14 protein-coding genes and 1 pseudogene are annotated in these 19697 nt (G+C 66.4%); 12 read left to right on the top strand and 3 right to left on the bottom strand.

Translation table 11 applies throughout. From position 1 onward, the window contains the following. Positions 1-3 precede the first annotated feature (3 nt). The 11 genes from nuoG to AD428_RS04825 all read left to right on the top strand — a co-directional run bounded on the left by nuoG (position 4) and on the right by AD428_RS04825 (position 13748). The gene (nuoG, locus tag AD428_RS04875; RefSeq protein WP_053244379.1) at positions 4-2331 is read left to right on the top strand and encodes an NADH-quinone oxidoreductase subunit NuoG; all 2328 of its coding nucleotides are present in this window, start codon (positions 4-6) and stop codon (positions 2329-2331) included. Continuing rightward, a complete protein-coding gene (gene nuoH, locus AD428_RS04870) occupies positions 2331-3404 on the top strand; it encodes an NADH-quinone oxidoreductase subunit NuoH (protein WP_053244378.1) in 1074 nt (357 codons plus the stop codon). Before nuoG ends, nuoH begins: the two co-directional genes overlap by 1 nt. A 21-nt stretch (positions 3405-3425) precedes the next feature. Further along, the gene (gene nuoI, locus AD428_RS04865; protein WP_053244377.1) at positions 3426-3914 is read left to right on the top strand and encodes an NADH-quinone oxidoreductase subunit NuoI; all 489 of its coding nucleotides are present in this window, start codon (positions 3426-3428) and stop codon (positions 3912-3914) included. A gap of 17 nt (positions 3915-3931) precedes the next feature. Then, entirely contained in the window at positions 3932-4585 is a 654-nt protein-coding gene (locus tag AD428_RS04860) for an NADH-quinone oxidoreductase subunit J (RefSeq protein WP_053244376.1), read from the top strand. Then, positions 4582-4890, top strand: a complete 309-nt coding sequence (nuoK, locus tag AD428_RS04855) for an NADH-quinone oxidoreductase subunit NuoK (RefSeq protein WP_006217969.1) — start codon at positions 4582-4584, stop codon at positions 4888-4890. The genes AD428_RS04860 and nuoK overlap by 4 nt, the downstream gene beginning before the upstream one ends. 17 nt (positions 4891-4907) lie before the next feature. Then, a complete protein-coding gene (nuoL, locus tag AD428_RS04850) occupies positions 4908-6938 on the top strand; it encodes an NADH-quinone oxidoreductase subunit L (RefSeq protein ID WP_053244375.1) in 2031 nt (676 codons plus the stop codon). Continuing rightward, complete coding sequence (locus tag AD428_RS04845) at positions 6935-8437, top strand: NADH-quinone oxidoreductase subunit M (RefSeq protein WP_053244374.1); 1503 nt, start codon at positions 6935-6937, stop codon at positions 8435-8437. Before nuoL ends, AD428_RS04845 begins: the two co-directional genes overlap by 4 nt. Positions 8438-8446: 9 nt before the next feature. Next, entirely contained in the window at positions 8447-9931 is a 1485-nt protein-coding gene (gene nuoN / locus AD428_RS04840) for an NADH-quinone oxidoreductase subunit NuoN (protein WP_053244373.1), read from the top strand. Between the two features lie 7 nt (positions 9932-9938). Further along, positions 9939-10268, top strand: coding sequence for a DUF2818 family protein (locus AD428_RS04835; protein ID WP_053244372.1), 330 nt, complete (start codon positions 9939-9941; stop codon positions 10266-10268). A 396-nt stretch (positions 10269-10664) separates the two neighbouring features. Then, positions 10665-12974 (top strand): catecholate siderophore receptor Fiu, encoded by a 2310-nt coding sequence (locus tag AD428_RS04830; protein ID WP_053244371.1) that lies wholly within the window; start codon positions 10665-10667, stop codon positions 12972-12974. Positions 12975-13067: 93 nt separating this feature from the next. Then, entirely contained in the window at positions 13068-13748 is a 681-nt protein-coding gene (locus AD428_RS04825; protein ID WP_053244370.1) for a Fe2+-dependent dioxygenase, read from the top strand. Between the two features lie 107 nt (positions 13749-13855). Here the strand turns inward: AD428_RS04825 and AD428_RS04820 are convergent, their stop codons facing one another. Then, positions 13856-14776 carry a LysR family transcriptional regulator gene (locus AD428_RS04820; protein WP_053244369.1) on the bottom strand — a complete coding sequence of 307 codons (921 nt, stop codon included), beginning with the start codon at positions 14774-14776 and terminating at the stop codon, positions 13856-13858. 67 nt (positions 14777-14843) lie between these two features. On the opposite strand from AD428_RS04820, the gene AD428_RS04815 reads away from it, so the two are divergent. Next, positions 14844-15467 carry a LysE family transporter gene (locus tag AD428_RS04815; protein ID WP_053244368.1) on the top strand — a complete coding sequence of 208 codons (624 nt, stop codon included), beginning with the start codon at positions 14844-14846 and terminating at the stop codon, positions 15465-15467. Positions 15468-15480: 13 nt separating this feature from the next. On the opposite strand, the gene serB is transcribed toward AD428_RS04815, so the two are convergent. Together serB and mfd are read right to left on the bottom strand one after the other, a co-directional pair. Further along, the gene (serB, locus tag AD428_RS04810) at positions 15481-16338 is read right to left on the bottom strand and encodes a phosphoserine phosphatase SerB (protein ID WP_053244367.1); all 858 of its coding nucleotides are present in this window, start codon (positions 16336-16338) and stop codon (positions 15481-15483) included. Positions 16339-16364: 26 nt separating this feature from the next. Beyond that, positions 16365-19697: pseudogene (gene mfd / locus AD428_RS04805) on the bottom strand (transcription-repair coupling factor); the annotation flags it as partial.

Genomic DNA, 19697 nt, shown 5'->3' with positions numbered 1-19697 from the left:
GCAATGGTTGAACTAACCGTCGACGGCAACAAGGTCGAAGTGCCCGAAGGCAGCATGGTCATGCATGCGGCCCAGAAGATCGGGCTTTACGTGCCGCATTTCTGCTACCACAAGAAACTGTCCATCGCGGCCAACTGCCGCATGTGCCTGGTTGAAGTGGAAAAGGCGCCCAAGGCGCTGCCCGCCTGCGCCACGCCCGTAACCAACGGCATGGTCGTCCACACCTGCTCCGAGAAGGCGCGCGCCGCCCAGAAGTCGGTGATGGAATTCCTGCTGATCAATCACCCCCTCGACTGCCCGATCTGCGATCAGGGCGGCGAGTGCCAGCTGCAGGATCTGGCCGTGGGCTATGGCGGCTCCTCTTCGCGCTACACGGAAGAGAAGCGCGTGGTGTTCCACAAGGACCTGGGCCCGCTGGTATCGGCCGAGGAAATGAGCCGCTGCATCCACTGCACCCGCTGCGTGCGCTTCGGCCAGGAAATCGGCGGCATCATGGAACTGGGCATGCTGAACCGGGGCGAGCACTCCGAGATCACGTCCTTCGTGGGCCGCTCCATCGAGTCCGAGCTCTCGGGCAACATGATCGACATCTGTCCGGTGGGCGCGCTGACCTCCAAGCCGTTCCGCTACAGCGCCCGCACCTGGGAGCTGGCGCGCCGCCGCTCGGTCAGCCCGCACGACAGCCTGGGCGCGAACCTCATCGTCCAGGTCAAGGGCGACCGCGTCATGCGCGTGGTGCCGTTCGAAGACGAAGCCATCAACGAATGCTGGATCAGCGACCGCGACCGCTTCTCCTATGAAGGCCTGAACAGCGAAGACCGCCTGTCCGCCCCGATGATCAAGGGCGCCGACGGACAGTGGCAGGAAGCCTCCTGGGCCGACGCGCTGCAGGCCGTGGCGCAGGGCCTGTCCCGCGTGCGCGACAGCTTCGGCGCCGGCCAGATCGGCGCCCTGGCTTCCGAGTACGCCACCACCGAGGAATACGCGCTGCTGGGCCGCCTGGTCCGCGCGCTGGGTTCCGAGAACATCGATTTCCGCCTGCGCCAGACCGACCCCGGTTTCGACGCCGCGCTGGCCGGCGCGCCGTGGCTGGGCATGCCCATCGCCGAGCTCGGCAACCTCGACCGCGTGCTCATCGTGGGTTCGTTCCTGCGCAAGGATCACCCCCTGATGGCCCAGCGCCTGCGTCAGGCCGCCAAGCGCGGCACGCAGGTGCTCATGGTGGACAGCGCCGCCGACGATCCGCTGCTGCCGGTCGCCGGCCGCATCACCGTGGCGCCGTCCGAGCTGCCGCGCGCCCTGGCCGAAGTGGCCGTGGCCCTGGCCCAGGCCAAGGAACAGGCCGTGCCGGCCGAGTTCGCCTCGGTCACGCCGGGCGAGAACGCCAAGATCATCGCGGCCAGCCTGGCCTCGGGCACGAACACCGCCGTGCTCATGGGCAACATGGCCGTGGCCTCGCCGCAGGCGTCCACGCTGGCCGCCAACGGCCGTTGCGTGGCTGGCCTGGCGGGCGGCAAATTCGGCTTCCTGACCGCGGGCGGCAACACGGTGGGCGGCTACCTGGCCGGCGCCGTGCCGGGCAAGGGCGGCAAGACCGCCGCCGCCATGCTGGCCGAGCCGCTCAAGGCCTACGTCGTGCTGCACGCCGAGCCGCTGCTCGACGCCGACAACGGCCAGCAGGCGCTGGCCGCGTTGCGCGGCGCGCAATTCGCCGTGGCGCTCACGCCCTACCGTTCGGCCGCGGCCGAATGGGCGGACGTGATGCTGCCGGTGTCCCCGTTCACCGAAACCTCCGGCACCTTCGTCAACGCGCAGGGCCTGCCTCAGAGCTTCAAGGGCACGGTGGCGCCCTACGGCCAGACCCGTCCGGCCTGGAAGGTGCTGCGCGTGCTGGGCAACGTGCTGCACCTGGCCGGCTTCGACGACGAGACTTCCGAGTCCGTGCGCGACGCGGTGCTGGCCGGCGGCGTCGAAAGCCGTCTCTCCAACGAGATCAAGGCGCCGCTGGGCCTGGGGCAGACCGTCTCCGGCCTGGAGCGCGTGGCCGACGTGCCCATCTACCGCAGCGATGCCATGGTGCGCCGCTCGGAGCCGCTGCAGGCGACGACGGCTTCCAAGCCGCCGACGGCCCGCATGAACGGCCGCACGCTCGCCACGCTGGGCCTGACGGCCGGCGTCAAGGTGCGCGTCGCGGGCGCGCAGGGCGCCGTCGAACTCGAAACCGTGCAGGACGATGCCGTGGCCGACCGCGCCGTGCGCATCTCCGCCGCCTTTGAAAACACCGTGGCCCTGGGTGGCGCATTCGGTCAACTCAGCGTGGAGCGTGCCTGATGGAATGGCTTAATGTTTTGGAGAGCCACGGTCAGGCCTTGCTGGGCCCGACCGTCTGGATGGTTCTCTGGACCATCATCAAGATTGTCGTCATTGCCGTGCCCATCATCCTGTGCGTGGCCTACCTGACGTACTGGGAACGCAAGATGATCGGTTTCATGCACGTGCGCATGGGTCCGAACCGCGTGGGTTTCCGCGGGCTGCTGCAGCCGTTCGCCGACGTGTTCAAGCTGCTGACCAAGGAAGTCGTGGTTCCCAGCGAGGCCAACAAGGTGCTGTTCGTCGTGGCGCCGGTGGTCACGCTGATGCCGGCGCTGGCCGCCTGGGCCGTGGTGCCGTTCGGTCCCGAAATCGTGCTGGCCAACGTCAACGCGGGCCTCTTGTACGTCATGGCCATCACCTCCATCGGCGTCTACGGCGTCATCGTGGCCGGCTGGGCCTCGAACTCCAAGTACGCCTTCCTGGGCGCGCTGCGCGCCTCGGCGCAGATGGTGTCGTACGAACTGGCCATCGGCTTCGTGCTGGTGACGGTGCTGCTGGTGTCGGGCAGCCTCAACATGAGCGAGATCGTGCTCGGCCAGAGCCGCGGCTGGTTCGCCGACAAGGGCATTTCGTTCCTTTCCTGGAACTGGCTGCCGCTGCTGCCGCTCTTCGTCATCTACGTGATCTCGGCCGTGGCCGAAACCAACCGCCACCCGTTCGACGTGGTGGAAGGCGAATCGGAAATCGTGGCCGGCCACATGGTCGAGTACTCGGGCATGGCCTTCGCCCTGTTCTTCCTGGGCGAGTACGCCAACATGATCCTGCTCTCGTGCATGGCCTCGATCATGTTCCTGGGCGGCTGGATGCCTCCGCTCGACATCGCCCCGCTGACCTGGATCCCGGGTTGGCTCTGGCTGGGTCTCAAGACGTTCTGCGTGGTCTCGTTGTTCGTGTGGTTCCGTGCGTCGTTCCCGCGCTACCGCTACGACCAGATCATGCGCTTGGGTTGGAAGATCTTCATCCCGCTGACCGGCGTGTGGCTGGTTATCGTGGCGATCTGGATGCAGACGCCCTGGAATATTTGGCGCTAAGCCGCCAGGCAGAGGCAGGATATGGAAGCGATCAAGGATTTCTTCGGCAGCCTGATGCTGACCGAGTTGCTCAAGGGCATGCGCCTGACGGGCAAGTATTTCTTCAAGCGCAAGGTCACCTTGCGCTACCCGCAGGAAAAGACGCCCGCGTCGCCGCGGTTCCGCGGCCTGCACGCGCTGCGCCGCTACCCCAACGGGGAAGAGCGCTGCATCGCGTGCAAGCTGTGCGAGGCCGTGTGCCCGGCGCTGGCGATCACCATCGAGTCGGACCAGCGCGAAGACGGCACCCGCCGCACCACGCGCTACGACATCGACCTCACCAAGTGCATTTTCTGCGGCTTCTGTGAGGAAAGCTGCCCCGTGGACTCCATCGTGGAAACCCATATCCACGAATACCACGGCGAAAAGCGCGGCGACCTGTATTTCACCAAAGACATGCTGCTCGCCGTGGGCGACCGCTACGAAGCCGAAATCGCCCGCCGCCGGGCCGAAGACGCTCCCTACCGTTGACGCCCAGGGTCCGATCCATGACTTTTACCACTGTACTGTTCTACATACTGGCTGCCGTGCTGGTCATCGCGGCCTTCCGCGTGATTACCGCGCGCAGCCCGGTCACCGCGGTGCTGCATCTCATCCTGGCCTTCGCCAACGCCGCCATGATCTGGATGCTGCTGGGCGCGGAATTCCTCGCGCTGCTGCTGGTGCTGGTCTACGTGGGCGCCGTGATGGTGCTCTTCCTCTTCGTGGTCATGATGCTGGACATCCGCATGGATACCCTGCGCCATGGCATGAAGACCTATCTGCCGCTGGGCCTGGTCATCGGCCTCGTCATGGTGGTGGAAATGGCCTTCGTGCTGGGCAGCACCTGGTATGGCGCGGGTCCGCAGGCGCCCGTGGCCGGCGACTACAACAACGCCCGCGCGCTGGGCGAGGCCATGTACACCCAGTACGTGTACGCCGTTGAAGTCGGCGCCGCCCTGCTGCTGGTGGGCATGGTGGCCGCCATCGCCCTGACGCTGCGCCGCCGCCGCGACGCCAAATACAACGACCCCGTGGCCGCCGTCCGCGTCCGCGCCAAAGACCGTTTCCGCATGGTGAGCATGCCCGCCCAGAGCGAGCGCGCCCAGGCCCGGAACGGCGCCGCCACCGCTGCTGCCGCGCCCGAAGGAGAAAAACAATGACGCTGACGCTGGCCCACTACCTGATCCTGGGGGCGATCCTGTTCGCCATCGGCATCTTCGGCATCTTCCTGAACCGCCGCAACCTGATCATCCTGCTGATGTCCATCGAGCTCGTGCTCCTGGCCGTCAACATGAACTTCGTGGCGTTTTCCAGCTGGTTCGGCGACACCGCCGGCCAGGTGTTCGTGTTCTTCATCCTGACCGTGGCCGCCGCCGAGGCGGCGATCGGCCTGGCCATCCTGGTGCTGCTGTTCCGCAACCTGAACACGATCAACGTTGACGAACTCGATCGCCTGAAGGGCTGACGGGGTATTGGAAGAAAATGTCTAGCTCACCCAATCTCTACCTGCTCATCGCGCTGGCGCCGCTGGCCGGGGCAATCCTCGCGGGCCTCTTCGGCACCGGATTCCTGGGCCGTCCGATCGGCCGCCGCGGCGCCCACCTGATCACCATCCTGGGCGTGCTCATCTCCACCATCGGTTCGGTGGTGGTGCTGGGCGACGTGCTCAACGGCCTGCGCTTCGACGGCGCGGTCTACACCTGGAGCCTGATCGGCCAGACCAAGCTGGAAATCGGCTTCCTGATCGATCCGCTGTCGGCCATGATGATGGTCGTGGTGACTTCGGTGTCGCTGATGGTGCACATCTACACCATCGGCTACATGGCCGACGATCCCGGCTACCAGCGCTTCTTCGCCTACATCTCGCTGTTCACGTTCTCCATGCTGATGCTGGTGATGTCGAACAACATGGTGCAGCTGTTCTTCGGCTGGGAAGCGGTGGGCCTGGTGTCGTACCTGCTGATCGGCTTCTGGTACACCCGTCCCACGGCGATCTTCGCCAACATGAAGGCGTTCCTGATCAACCGCGTGGGCGACTTCGGCTTCGTGCTGGGCATCGGCCTGCTGTTCGCCTACGCCGGTTCGATGCACTACGGCGACGTGTTCTCCCAGGCCGACAAGCTGGCCAAGCTGACGCTGCCCGGCTCTGACTGGATGCTGCTGACCGTGGCCTGCATCTGCCTCTTCATCGGCGCCATGGGCAAATCGGCCCAGGTGCCGCTGCATGCCTGGCTGCCCGATTCCATGGAAGGCCCGACCCCGATCTCCGCGCTGATCCACGCCGCCACCATGGTGACGGCCGGCATCTTCATGGTCGCGCGCTTCTCGCCGCTCTTCGAGCTGTCGGACACGGCGCTGTCCTTCATCATCGTGATCGGCGCGATCGGCGCGCTGTTCCTGGGCATCCTGGGCATCATCCAGAACGACATCAAGCGCGTGGTGGCGTATTCCACGCTGTCGCAGCTGGGCTACATGACCGTCGCGCTGGGCGCCTCGGCCTACTCGGTGGCGATCTTCCACCTGATGACCCATGCCTTCTTCAAGGCGCTGCTGTTCCTGGGCGCGGGCTCGGTCATCATCGGCATGCACCACGACCAGGACATCCGCAACATGGGCGGCCTGCGCAAGTACATGCCCATCACCTGGATCACCTTCCTGCTGGGCACGCTGGCCCTGGTCGGCACGCCGTTCTTCTCGGGCTTCTACTCGAAGGAACACATCATCGAGGCCGCCGGCGCCGCCCACGTCTGGGGCGCCAGCTTCGCCTACTACGCCACGCTGATCGGCGTGTTCGTGACCTCGCTGTATTCGTTCCGCCTGTACTTCCTGGTCTTCCATGGCAAGGAACGCTTCGACGCCAGCGGCCACGCCCATGAGCATCATCACGCCGCCGACGTCGACGAGGAGCCGGACGGCCATGGGCAGCACGGCGGCGCGCCGCACGAGTCGCCCTGGGTGGTGACGGTGCCGCTGGTGCTGCTGGCCATTCCCTCGGTCGTCATCGGCGCCTGGGTGGTGGATCCCATGCTGTTCGGCAAGTTCTTCGACGGCGTCATCGCCGTGCTGCCGCAGCATCCGGCCATGCACGAGCTGCACGAGGAATGGCACGGCTGGGTCGCCTTCGGCATGCACGCCTTCCAGACGCTGCCGTTCTGGCTGGTGGTGGCCGGCGCGGTCATCGCCTGGTACTGCTACCTCATCAATCCCAAGGTCCCGGCCGCGATCAAGTCCAGCCTGTCCGGGCTGAACAAGCTGCTCGAGAACAAGTACTACGTCGACTGGATCAATGAGCAGATCATCGCGCGCGGCGCGCGCTGCCTGGGCCGCGGCCTGTGGCAGACGGGCGACCGCGGCATCATCGACGGCCTGCTGATCAACGGCAGCGCCCGCGTGGTGGGCTGGGTGGCCGCGATCAGCCGCCACCTGCAGTCCGGCTTCATCTATCACTACGCGTTCGCGATGATCGTCGGCATCATGGCGCTGGTGACTTTCTTTGTGCTGATTCCCCAATGATGGCAAGCGAGATGGCATCCAACACTTTCCCCTGGCTTACGCTTGCGATCTTTGTTCCGATCGTATTCGGCCTGCTGGTGCTGGCGGTGGGCCGCGACGACCGTCCCGGCCTCACGCGCGGCCTGTCGCTGATCGGCTCGATCGCGGGCTTCCTGGTCACCATTCCGGTCTACACGGAATTCGACCCCTCCACGGCCGCCATGCAGTTCGTGGAAAAGACGTCCTGGATCGAATCCTTCAACGTCAACTACCACCTGGGCGTGGACGGCATTTCGCTGTGGTTCGTGCTCCTGACCGCGTTCATCACCATCATCGTGGTGCTGGCCGGCTGGGAAGTCATCACCAGCCGCGTGGCGCAGTACATGGCCGCCTTCCTGATCCTGTCGGGACTGATGGTGGGCGTGTTCGCCGCGCTGGACGGCATGCTGTTCTACGTGTTCTTCGAAGCCACGCTGATCCCGATGTACATCATCATCGGGGTGTGGGGCGGCCCGAACCGCGTGTATGCGGCGTTCAAGTTCTTCCTGTACACGCTGATGGGCTCGCTGCTCACGCTGGTGGCGTTCATCTACCTGTGGAACGTGTCGGGCGGTTCGTTCGACATCCTGACCTGGCAGCAGACCAAGCTGGGCTACACGCCGCAGATCCTTATCTTCGTGGCGCTGCTGGCGGCCTTCGCCGTGAAGGTGCCGATGTGGCCGGTGCATACCTGGCTTCCGGACGCGCACGTCGAGGCGCCCACGGGCGGCTCCATCGTGCTGGCCGCGATCATGCTGAAGCTGGGCGCCTACGGTTTCCTGCGCTTCTCGCTGCCGATCACGCCCGACGCCTCGCACAGCCTGGCCGGCCTGATGATCACGCTGTCGCTGATCGCCGTGATCTACATCGGCCTGGTCGCCATCGTGCAGGACGACATGAAGAAGCTTGTGGCCTATTCGTCGGTGGCGCACATGGGCTTCGTGACCCTGGGCTTCTTCATCTTCAACACGGCCGGCGTCGAAGGCGCGATCGTGCAGATGATTTCCCACGGCTTCGTGTCGGGCGCCATGTTCATGTGCATCGGCGTGCTCTATGACCGCATGCACTCGCGCCTCATCGCCGACTACGGCGGCGTGGTCAACACGATGCCGCGCTTCGCCACCTTCTTCATCCTGTTCTCGATGGCCAACAGCGGCCTGCCGGCCACCAGCGGCTTCGTGGGCGAGTTCATGGTCATCATGGGCGCGGTCGAGCACAACTTCTGGATCGGCCTGCTGGCGGCCACCGCCCTGATCCTGGGCGCATCGTATTCGCTCTGGATGGTGAAGCGCGTGGTGCTGGGCGACGTGGCCAACGAGCACGTGCGCGACCTGCTGGACATCAACCGCCGCGAGTTCCTGATTCTTGGCGTGATGGCGATCGCCGTGCTGTACATGGGGATCTATCCCAAGCCCTTTACCGACGTGATGCACGTGTCGGTCGAGGCCCTGCTGCAACACGTTGCCGTCTCGAAACTGTAAGACAAGACAATGATGCAATCCCAAATCGATTTCGCTCTGGCGGCACCGGAAATCCTCGCGCTGGTTTTCGGCCTGGCTATCCTGCTCGTCGACGCGGTCAGCACCCATCCGGAGCGCAAGCCCACGTTCTGGCTCACGATCCTGTCGCTGGTCGTGCTCACTGTGGTGTCGGCCGTGCAATGGAGCTCGGGCGTGGCGGGCAAGACCTTCAACGGCCTGTACGTCGCCGACGGCCTGTCGCACCTGCTCAAGATCTCGTCCTACATCGCCGTGGCGGTCACGCTGATCTACGGCCGCGTCTATGCGCAGGTCCGCGACATGATGCGCGGCGGCGAACTGTACGTGCTGACCCTGCTCGCGCTGCTGGGCCAGATGGTCATGATCTCGGCCGGCAACCTGATTTCCATCTACCTCGGCCTGGAGCTGATGTCGCTGGCGCTGTACGCGCTCATCGCGCTGCGCCGCGACAACGTGGTGGCCACCGAGGCCGCCATGAAGTACTTCGTGCTGGGCGCGCTGGCTTCGGGTTTCCTGCTCTATGGCATGTCGATGGTGTACGGCGCCACCGGCCACCTCGACCTGGCTGAAGTGGCCCGCGTCATCGCCGAAGGCAAGGCGCAGCAGCTGGCGCTGGTGTTCGGCGTGGTGTTCCTGGTTGCCGGCCTGGCCTTCAAGCTGGGCGCCGTGCCCTTCCACATGTGGGTGCCCGACGTCTATCAGGGTTCTCCCACCGCCGTCACGCTCATCCTGGGCGCCGCGCCCAAGCTGGCGGCCTTCGCCATCACGCTGCGCCTGCTGGTCGATGGCCTGCACGGCCTGGCCGGCGACTGGCAGCCCATGCTGATGATCCTGGCGGTGCTGTCGCTGGCCATCGGCAACCTGACCGCCATCGCGCAATCGAACTTCAAGCGCATGCTGGCCTATTCGACCATCTCGCACATGGGCTTCGTGCTCCTGGGCCTGATGTCGGGCTCCGTGGCGGGCAAACCCGACGCCGCCGCCGCGGCGTACGGCGCCTCGCTGTTCTACATGATCACCTACGTGCTCACCACCCTGGGCAGCTTCGGCATCGTGCTGCTGCTTTCGCGCCAGGGCTTCGAGTGCGAACAGATCGACGATCTCAAGGGCCTGAACCGCCGCAGCCCATGGCACGCCGCCATCGTGCTGCTGCTGATGTTCTCGCTGGCGGGCATTCCGCCGCTGGTCGGCTTCTACGCCAAGCTGGCCGTGCTGCAGGCCCTGGTCAACGCCGGCCACGTCACGCTGGCCGTGATCGCGGTGGTGTTCTCGCTGATCGGCGCGTTCTACTACCTGCGCGTGGTGAAGACGGTGTACTTCGACGAGCCGGCGGCCGACGCCGCCCCCGTCGCGGCCACCTGCGGCCAGCGCGGCGTGCTGTCGATCAACGGCGCCCTGATCCTCATCCTGGGCATCGTGCCCGGCGGCCTGATGGCCGTGTGCGAGCAGGTGATCCAGAATTCGCTGAAATTCTGAGCGGGGCATGAACCAGACCCTGGCGGTGTGGCTGCTCATCGCGCTGGCCCTGGTCAGCGCGAACCTGCCGTTCCTCACGGAACGCGTTTTCGCGGTGCTGCCGTGGAAGCGGGCAGGGCAGCCCGCCGCCAAGCCGTTCTGGCTGCGGCTGGTCGAAGTCCTGGTGTTCTACCTCATCGTCGGCGCGCTGGGTTTTGCCTTTGAATCGGCGCTCGGCAACCGTTTTTCCCAGACCTGGGAGTTTTACGCCATCACGCTGAGCCTGTACCTGGTGCTGGCGTATCCCGGCTTCGTGTACCGATATCTGTTCAAACGCCATCCCAGGCCCCGGATCTGAACGACGGCGCCGCATTCCGAAAGCCCCGCAAAGGGGCTTTTTTTATTTTTACGTAGCCCGGAATGCCGATACGGATGGATGGCTGCCAAAGTATGAGAACAGGCTTTCGAGATCGTTCCACTGCTAGCGTGACAGGCGGCGTTTCGGCAGGACGGGCCGCCTTCAGGCTAAAAATTCAGGAAATAGTCAGGTTGTGAGGATGCCCGGCCGCCGTGGACAGCGGGCGGAATTGCCCGTCAAGCCGCCAAAAAACAACATATTCAGATTGCGTTCAGATTTGCGTAAATAATTCTTATTTATGATCTCATCCGCACCTGGAAACAGGGTGTGGGGGAAGCCAGTCAGCAAGCAGAAGCCGCCTTCCATTTATCAACGCTTATAAGACTCATTGCCAAGATGCAATACATCAAAAACCGAAAATGCGCACCGGTACGCCCGGCCGGCGCTGGCAGCCTTGCGGGCGGCGCCGCCGCCTCCGTGTTGGCCACGCTCATCCTGGGCCAGCCCACGGCTGCCGTCGCCCAGACGGCTCCCGGCGACGTGAGCACGCTGTCGCCGGTAAAGGTCATCGGCGACGACGCCAATCCGTACAAGGCCAACCATCTCGGATCGCCCAAGTTCACGCAGCCGCTGGTGGACACCACGCAGACCGTGCAGGTGGTGACCGAGCAGCTCATGAAAGACCAGCAGGCCACGACGCTGACCGACGCGCTGCGCAACGTGGCGGGCGCGGGCACGTTCTACGCCGGCGAGAACGGCAACACGTCCACGGGCGACGCCATCTACATGCGCGGCTTCGACACCTCGAACAGCATCTACGTGGACGGCATCCGCGACACTTCCACCGTGCACCGCGACATGTTCAACATCGGGCAGGTCGAAGTCATCAAGGGGCCGTCGGGTTCGGATTACGGACGCAGCGCGCCCAGCGGCTCCATCAACCTGGTGACCAAGCAGCCCAAGCTGGAGGATAGTTTCGACGCCAGCGTCGGCATCGGCAGCGCGCGCTACAAGCGCTCCACGCTCGACTGGAACCAGACCCTGGGCGAGACTTCGGCGTTCCGCCTGAACATGATGGGCCTGAAGTCGGACGCCGCCGGCCGCGATCAGGTGGAAAACAACCGCTGGGGCGTGGCGCCGTCGCTGGCCTTCGGTCTGGGCACTCCGAACCGCGCGTACATCGACTTCCTGCACGTCAAGCAGAACAACGTGCCCGACGGCGGCGTGGTGACGATCGGCCTGCCGGGCTACCAGCCGCCGGGCGCCGCCTACGGCTACATGGCCGACGCGGACAAGGTTGACACCAACAATTTCTACGGCACGCAGTCGGACCACGATTATTCGACCACCGACATGGCGACGCTGCGCCTGGAACACGATTTCAACGCGAACACGACCCTGCGCAACGTGACGCGCTGGTCGCGCACCAAGCAGGATTACCTGCTGACCTCGTTCATGGCGGGCGCCAGCAACCTGACGATCGGCGATCCGTCCGATCCGTCGACCTGGCTCATGACGCGCACGCCCAACCTGAAGAACATCAGCAATCGCATCTTCACCAACCAGACCAACCTCACCAGCAAGTTCAGCACGGGTTCGCTCAAGCACGATCTGAGCGCGGGCTTCGAGTTCACGCGCGAAACGCAGAAGAGCTATGGCCAGACTTCGCCGTCGATGCCGCCGGTCAGCATCTACGACCCGGACAACAGCATCAGCGTGGGCAGCATCGAGGACAACGGCGCTAATTCGTATGGCAAGACCGATACGTTCGCCGTCTACGCGTTCGACACGATCGATGTGACGGACAAGTGGCAGGTGAACGGCGGCATCCGCTACGACCACTACCGCACCAGCTATAACAGCGCCACCGCCTGCGGCGGCACGGGCCGCAACCCGGTGCCGTGCAACGGCGCGCCGACCGGCACGCCCATCACCACGGTGGACGAGCGTATTTCCGGAAACCTGGTGGACTGGAAACTGGGCACGCTGTACCGCGTGGCGCCCAACGGCAACGTGTACGTCAACTACGCCGTGTCGCAGCAGCCTCCGGGCGGCTCCAACTTCCAGCTGGCCACGTCCGGCAACAGCGCGAACCGCGTGGACTTCGCGCCGCAGAAGGCCAAGACGGCCGAGCTGGGCACCAAGTGGGAGCTGTTCGACCGCCAGCTGCTGGTGGGCGCCGCGCTGTTCCGCACGGAAGTCACCAATGAGGTGCAGGCCGAGTCCGACGGCACCTACAGCCAGACCGGCAAGAAGCGCGTGCAGGGCCTGGAACTGAGCGCCAGCGGCCAGATCACCGACAACTGGTCGGCCAGCGCGGGCTACACCATCCAGCACGCGACCGTGGAAGAGGGTTCCAATGTCGCCAACGACGGCTCGAACAACCTGACCTACACGCCGCGCCATGCGTTCTCGATGTGGACGACCTACCAGCTGCCCAACGGCTTCCGCCTGGGCGGCGGCGCGCGGTACGTGGGCACGCTGCATCGCGGCACCGATGGCGCGGTGGGCACGCCGAACTACGTGCGCTCGTATTGGGTGTTCGACGCCATGGCCGGCTACACCGTGAACAAGAACTTCGACCTGCAGTTCAACGTCTACAATCTGTTCAACAAGGATTACGTCGCCGCGATCAACAAGAGCGGCTACCGTTACTTCCCCGGTGCGCCCCGCACCGTGCTGCTGACGGCCAACATTCACTTCTGAGCGCCCCGCGCGTTCGTCGAGGCCCGCCGATGGGACGCCAGGCATGCCATGCCGGCGCTTTCATCGGCGGCTCGTCTTTTCGGCAGGTGTCCCATGATGCTACATATTCCCGAGGTTCTGTCCCGGGACGAAGTGCAGGAAATGCGGCGGCGGCTCGATGCCGCGCCGTGGGTGGACGGGCGCGCCACCGTCGGCACCCAGGGCGCGGCGGTGAAGCGCAACCGGCAGGTGGACGAGACGTCCGCGCAGGCCCGCGAGCTCGGCGAGATGGTGCTGCGCGCGCTGGCGCGCAACCCTACCTATTTCGCGGCCGCGCTGCCGCTGCGCACCGTGCCGCCGCTGTTCAACCGCTACGAATCGTCGGAAACCTACGGTTTTCATGTGGACGGCGCGGTGCGCAGCCATCCTGCCTCGCCGGGCTGGCTGCGCACAGATCTTTCGGCCACGCTGTTCCTGTGCGAACCGGACGATTACGACGGGGGCGAACTGGTGGTCCGGGACACCTACGGCGAACACCTGGTCAAGTTGCCGGCGGGCGACATGGTGCTCTATCCGGCCAACAGCCTGCACTGCGTTACGCCGGTGACGCGCGGCGCGCGCATCGCCTCTTTTTTCTGGATCCAGAGCATGGTGCGCGAGCATGGCCGCCGCCAGATGTTGTTCGAGCTGGACCAGACCATCCAGTCGCTGCGCAACCAGCTGGGCGAAACCGAGCAGACCCTCACGCTCACCAACTGCTATCACAACCTGCTGCGCGAGTGGACCGAGCTCTGACCGGGTTCGCGCCCGCGGGCAGGGGGTAAGACGGGCTGCGGCGGAATGCGCGGCTTTTCTTCGTCCGTCCGAAGTGTGGCCAGCCCGCACGGCGGGCCAACCACCGTTCAGGCAGCGAGCCGCAGCCAGGCCAGCAGGTCCGCATGCGGCGAACCCGGCGCCGGCGCGGCCGGCGAGAGCAGGACATACCGCGAGCCATCGGGCTCGAAACCCATGGGGGCCGCCAGCACGCCGGAGGCGAGATCGTCGCGCACGAGCTGCCACGGGCCTATGGCCACGCCCAGGCCCGCCACGGCCGCCTGCAGGCTGAAGTAGAAATGATCGAAAACCTGGCCGCGCGACCCGGGCAGGGCCGTGCGGCCCGCGGCCCAGTCGCGCCACGCATCGGGGCGGGTGCGCGTATGCAGCAGCAGCGCGCCAGCGCGCAGCCGCGTGCCGCCAGCCGTCGTTTCGAACCAGTCGTTGAACCGGTCCGGACGGCAGACCGGGCCGACGCGCTCCGGGAACAGGGCCTCGGCGTGGTAGCCGGCGGGCCAGGGGAAATCGTCGCGCCGGATCGCCAGGTCTAGTCCATCGTCGAAGCTGAACGGCCCGCCGCCGGCCACCAGGTGCACCTCCATGCCCGGGTGGCGGGCCTGGAAGTCGGGCCAACGCGGGATCAGCCAGCGCATCAGCAGCGTGGGCTCGCAGGAAAGCACCCAGCGGCGCGGCTGCCGCGAGCGGGCGCGCAATTCGGCCACCGACTCGCGCATGAGCGCAAGCCCCTGGCTGACGGCCCGTGCGAGCGAGCGGCCCGCCTCCGTCAGCTTCACCCGCCGGTTGCGCCGCTCGAAAAGCGGCACGCCCAGGTCGTCTTCCAGCAGGCGGATCGCGCGGCTGACCGCGCCATGCGTCAGGTGCAGCGATTCGGCCGCCCGGGTGAAATTCTCCAGGCGAGCGGCCGCCTCGAAACAGCGCAGGGCCAGCAACGAGGGCAGCCGGGTATTTTGCAATGGTGAGCCCAGCTCACGATGTTTGTCAGAAATCATCGTTTTTCAGCGGAAAGCAGCGCCATTAATCTACACGGAATTTCACGATTTTCCAGCCTGGCGCGCCATGACTGAACTGTTAGCTGTAATCACCATTACCCTTTTTGCCGTGGTGAGCCCCGGCCCCGATTTCGCGATGGTCACGCGCAACAGCCTCACGCGCTCACGCCGCGCAGGGGTGTTGACGGCGCTGGGCATCGGTCTGGGCGTACTGGTGCACGTGGGCTATACCCTGCTGGGCGTGGGCCTGTTGATCCGCCAGTCGCTCTGGCTGTTCGACGCCGTGAAACTGGCGGGCGCCGTCTATCTGGTGTGGCTGGGCGCGAAGATGTGGCGCGCTCCGTCGCCGGTGGCGGCTCCGGACTCCTCCGACGCGCCTGCGGCGCTCTCGGATGCGGCGGCGCTGCGCATGGGCTTCCTGACCAACGCGCTCAACCCCAAATGCACCGTGTTCATCGTGAGCCTGTTCCTGCAGGCGGTGGGGCCGCAGACCGCGTTGCCGGTGCAGGTCGGCTACGGGCTTTTCATCGCGGCCGCGCACATTGCCTGGTTCAGCCTGGTCGCGCTCTGCTTCTCGGCGCGCGCGGTGCGCGGGCGGCTGGCGGCGGCCCGCCAGCGCATCGACCGCGTCTTCGGCGCGGTGCTGATCGGCTTCGGTGTGCTGCTGGCGTTCGCGCGCGGCGCGCGCTGACGCCAGGCCGGATTCAGCTTTCGAACCAGTTGAGCACGCCGTCCAGGCCGCACACGTTCAGCGCGTAACGGGTCTGCTGCCGCACCAGGGGCTTGGCGTGGTAGGCGACCGGAAAGCCCGCCAGCGACAGCATCTTGAGGTCGTTGGCGCCGTCGCCCAGGGCGATGATCTGCGACGGGGCGGCGCCGTGCAGGGCCGCGAACTCGCGCAGGTGCCGGGCCTTGGCGTCGCCGTCGAGAATGTCGCCCAGTACCTGGCCGGTGAGCACGCCGTTTTTGATTTCCAGGGTGTTGGCGTGCGCGGCGTCGAGCTTGAGGCGTTCGCGCAGCCGCTCGGTGAAGAAGGTGAATCCGCCGGAAACCAGCAGCACCTTGATGCCGGCCGCCCGGGCCGTGGCGACCAGGGTTTCGGCGCCGGGGTTCAGGCGCAGTTTTTCCGTGTAGACCTGTTCGAGCGCGCCGGCGGGCACGCCGCGCAGCAGGGCCACGCGCCGGCGCAGGCTTTCGGAGAAATCCTTGATCTCGCCGCGCATGGCGGCCTCGGTAATGGCCGCCACCTGGTCTTTCAGGCCCGCCACGCCGGCGATCTCGTCGATGCACTCGATGTTGATGAGCGTGGAATCCATGTCCATGGCCAGCACTTTGCAGTCGGCCAGCCTGAGTCCGGCCGGCACGAATGCCGTGTCCACGCCCCGGCTGTCGGCCCAGGCGGCGACCTCGGCGCGCGTGGCATCATCGTACTGCACGTCGAGCAGCCGGGCGGCGGTGGCGCTGATGCGGGCCACGCCCTGGGCCTGGGCCAGGGCGGCGAGCTGTTCCGCGTGTTCCAGCGTGAGGCCGGGCGATTGGACGACGAGATGGTGGGTAGTCATAGGGTTCCGGTGAGTAGGGGCGGGATTCATTTGAGCGCGCGCAGCACGGCGCGCACGGCGTCGGCGCGCGCCGCCACCTGCGGAGCCTTGATCTCGGCGCGCAGCTTGTCCTGCCCGGCAAGGCGAATGTGGCGCTGGCGCTGGACCAGTTCGATGATGCGGGCCGGCTCCACGGAGGTCTTGGGGCCGAACTGCAGCAGCGCCTGGGATTCGCTGGCGTCGATCTTGATCACGCCCAGCGGCTGGGCCTGCAGGCGCAGGCGGTGCGTGGCCAGCAGGGTCTGGGCGGGCTCGGGCAGCTTGCCGAAGCGGTCGATCAGTTCTTCCTGGATCTGGATCAGGTCGTCCTCGTCGGCCGCATGCGCCAGGCGCTTGTAGATGCCGAGCCGGGCATGCACGTCGGCGCAGTAGTCCGACGGCAGCAGGGCCGGCGCGTGCAGATTGACTTCGCAGGCCAGGTTGAAGGGCGCGTCCATGTCGGGCTCTTCGCCCGCGCGCAGCGCGCGCACGGCTTCGTTGAGCATTTCGTTGTACATGGAGAAGCCGACTTCCTGGATGTTGCCCGACTGCGCGTCGCCCAGCACTTCGCCGGTGCCGCGGATTTCGAGGTCGTGCATGGCCAGGTAGAAGCCGGAACCGAGCTCTTCCATGGCCTGGATGGCTTCCAGCCGCTTCTTGGCGTTGGCGGTGATGGCGTCTTCGCCGGGCGTGAGCAGGTAGGCGTAGGCCTGGTGGTGCGAGCGTCCCACGCGGCCGCGCAACTGGTGCAGCTGCGCCAGGCCGAAGCGGTCGGCGCGATGGATGACGATGGTGTTGGCGCTGGGAACGTCGATGCCGGTTTCGATGATGGTGGTGCACAACAGCACGTTGTAGCGCTGCTGGTAGAAGCCTTTCATGACCTGTTCCAGCTCGCGCTCTGGCATCTGGCCGTGCGCCACGGCGATGCGGGCCTCGGGCACCAGTTCTTCGAGCCGCGCGCGCCGGTTATGGATGGTTTCCACCTCGTTGTGCAGAAAGTACGCCTGCCCGCCGCGCTTGAGTTCGCGCAGCAGCGCCTCGCGGATGGTGCTGCCGTCTTCGCGCCGCACGAAGGTCTTGATGGCCAGGCGCTTCTGCGGCGCGGTGGCGATGACGGAGAAATCGCGTATGCCTTCGAGCGACATGCCCAGCGTGCGCGGAATGGGCGTGGCCGTCAGGGTGAGCACGTCCACTTCGGCGCGCAGCGCTTTCAGCGCTTCTTTCTGGCGCACGCCGAAGCGGTGCTCCTCGTCGATGATGACCAGCCCCAGCCGCTTGAACTTCACGTCCTTGGACAGCACCTTGTGCGTGCCGATGACGATGTCCACCCGGCCGTCGTTGATGCCTTCGATGGCGGCGGCCACTTCCTTGGAGGAGCGGAAGCGCGAGAGCTCCACCACGCGCACCGGCCAGTCGGCGAAGCGGTCGGAGAAGGTCTGCGCATGCTGCTCGGCCAGCAGGGTGGTGGGACAGAGCAGGGCGACCTGCTTGCCGTTGGCCACCGCCAGGAAGGCGGCGCGCAGCGCCACCTCGGTCTTGCCGAAGCCCACGTCGCCGCAGACCAGGCGGTCCATGGGGCGGCCGGAGGTCATGTCGGAGATCACGGCTTCGATGGCGGCGGCCTGGTCGGCGGTTTCCTCGAAGCCGAATCCCTCGGCGAAGGCCTCGTAGTCGTTGAGCGGCAGCTTGAAGGCATAGCCTTCGCGGGCCGCGCGCTGCGCGTAGAGCGCCAGCAGCTCCGCGGCGGTGTCGCGCACCTGCCTGGCGGCCTTGCGGCGCGCCTTGTCCCACTGGCCGGAGCCGAGCTGGTGCAGGGGCGCGGCCTCGGGGTCGGCGCCGCTGTAGCGCGCGATGACGTGCAACTGCGATACGGGCACGTAGAGCGTGCTGCCGTTGGCGTATTCGAGATGCAGGAACTCCATCTCGCCTTCGCCCATGTCCATATTGACCAGGCCGTGGTAGCGGCCGATGCCGTGCTGCGCATGCACCACCGGGTCGCCGGCGCGCAGCTCGGACAGGTCGCGGACCATGGCCTCCACGTTGCTGGCGCGTTCCTGGGCCCGCTTGCCGCGGCGGCCGGTGGCCGCCAGGCCGGGGTAGAGGTCGTTTTCCGTGAGAAAGGCCAGGCCGGCCTGCGGCAGGACGAAGCCCGCCGTCAGCGGCGCGGCGGCCACGCCGAAGCGCGCGTCCGAAGCGAGAAAGGTCTCGATGGCGTCGGGCTGGGCGTCCGGCGTCACGCCGAATTCGTGCAGCATCTGCACCACGGTCTCACGGCGGCCCGCCGAATCGGCGCAGAGCAGGACGCGCATGTCGGCGCGCGCGAGCAGCGCGCGCAGCCGCGGCGATGGGGTCTTCGGCGCGCCGGGCCACGCTCACGTCGGGCGCGGGGCGGAAATCCGGGTGCGGCTGATCGGCCGAGAGCGCCAGGCGGCGGAAGCCCTTGAGCCCCGCATACAGGGTCTCGGCGTCGAGGAACAGTTCCGACGGCGGCAGCACGGGCCGCTCGCGGTCGGCTTTCAGGAAGTTGTAGCGGCTGGCCGTGTCCTGCGCGAAACGCTGCACGGCGTCGTCGATGTCGCCCGCGGTGACGGTGATGGTGTCCGGCGCCAGGTAGTCGAACAGCGTGGCCGTCTGCTCGAAGAAGAGCGGCAGGTAGTACTCGACCCCGGCGAACGGGATGCCGTTGCCGATGTCGCGGTAGGGCACGGCGCGCGACGGGTCGCCCTCGAACACTTCGCGGAAGCGGGCCCGGAAGCGGTTGCGCGAGTCTTCGTCCATGGGAAACTCGCGCCCCGGCAGCAGTTGGACCTCGCGCACCGGATACAGGCTGCGCTGGGTGTCCACGTCGAAACTGCGGATGGTCTCGATTTCGTCGTCGAAGAGATCGAGCCGGTAGGGCACGGCCGAGCCCATGGGGAAAAGATCGATCAGGCCGCCGCGCAGGCAGAATTCGCCCGGCGCGGTGACCTGGGTCACGTGTGTGTAGTTGGCCAGCGTGAGCTGGGCGCGCAGCGCGGCTTCGTCGAGGCGGTCTTTCTGGCGGAAGGAAAAGGTATAGGCGGCCAGGAAGGCGGGCGGCGCGAGCCGGTAGAGCGCGGTGGTGACGGGCACCGTGAGCACGTCGACCGTCTTGCCCATCAACGAATGCAGCGTGTGCAGCCGCTCGGAGATCAGATCCTGGTGCGGGGAAAAGGCGTCGTAGGGCAGGGTTTCCCAGTCGGGCAGCTGGCGCACGCGCAGCCCGGGCGCGAAGAGCTGGATTTCCTCGGCCAGGCGCTGGGCTTCCAGCGGGTCGGCCGTGAGCACGACCAGCGGCGCGCCGGCTTCGCGCGCCAGCGAGG

The sequence above is a fragment of the Achromobacter sp. DMS1 genome (genome assembly GCF_001270295.1).
This window is presented reverse-complemented; position numbering and strand designations above follow the sequence as displayed.

What these genes read in the sequence shown, in the direction of transcription:
- AD428_RS04825 (WP_053244370.1), top strand. Translation starts at nt 13,068, where the DNA reads ATGATGCTACATATTCCCGAGGTTCTGTCCCGGGACGAAGTGCAGGAA.
- nuoN (WP_053244373.1), top strand. Translation starts at nt 8,447, where the DNA reads ATGATGCAATCCCAAATCGATTTCGCTCTGGCGGCACCGGAAATCCTC.
- AD428_RS04860 (WP_053244376.1), top strand. Translation starts at nt 3,932, where the DNA reads ATGACTTTTACCACTGTACTGTTCTACATACTGGCTGCCGTGCTGGTC.
- nuoL (WP_053244375.1), top strand. Translation starts at nt 4,908, where the DNA reads ATGTCTAGCTCACCCAATCTCTACCTGCTCATCGCGCTGGCGCCGCTG.
- serB (WP_053244367.1), bottom strand. Translation starts at nt 16,338, where the DNA reads ATGACTACCCACCATCTCGTCGTCCAATCGCCCGGCCTCACGCTGGAA.
- AD428_RS04835 (WP_053244372.1), top strand. Translation starts at nt 9,939, where the DNA reads ATGAACCAGACCCTGGCGGTGTGGCTGCTCATCGCGCTGGCCCTGGTC.
- nuoH (WP_053244378.1), top strand. Translation starts at nt 2,331, where the DNA reads ATGGAATGGCTTAATGTTTTGGAGAGCCACGGTCAGGCCTTGCTGGGC.
- nuoG (WP_053244379.1), top strand. Translation starts at nt 4, where the DNA reads ATGGTTGAACTAACCGTCGACGGCAACAAGGTCGAAGTGCCCGAAGGC.
- AD428_RS04820 (WP_053244369.1), bottom strand. Translation starts at nt 14,776, where the DNA reads ATGATTTCTGACAAACATCGTGAGCTGGGCTCACCATTGCAAAATACC.
- AD428_RS04830 (WP_053244371.1), top strand. Translation starts at nt 10,665, where the DNA reads ATGCAATACATCAAAAACCGAAAATGCGCACCGGTACGCCCGGCCGGC.
- nuoI (WP_053244377.1), top strand. Translation starts at nt 3,426, where the DNA reads ATGGAAGCGATCAAGGATTTCTTCGGCAGCCTGATGCTGACCGAGTTG.
- AD428_RS04815 (WP_053244368.1), top strand. Translation starts at nt 14,844, where the DNA reads ATGACTGAACTGTTAGCTGTAATCACCATTACCCTTTTTGCCGTGGTG.
- AD428_RS04845 (WP_053244374.1), top strand. Translation starts at nt 6,935, where the DNA reads ATGATGGCAAGCGAGATGGCATCCAACACTTTCCCCTGGCTTACGCTT.
- nuoK (WP_006217969.1), top strand. Translation starts at nt 4,582, where the DNA reads ATGACGCTGACGCTGGCCCACTACCTGATCCTGGGGGCGATCCTGTTC.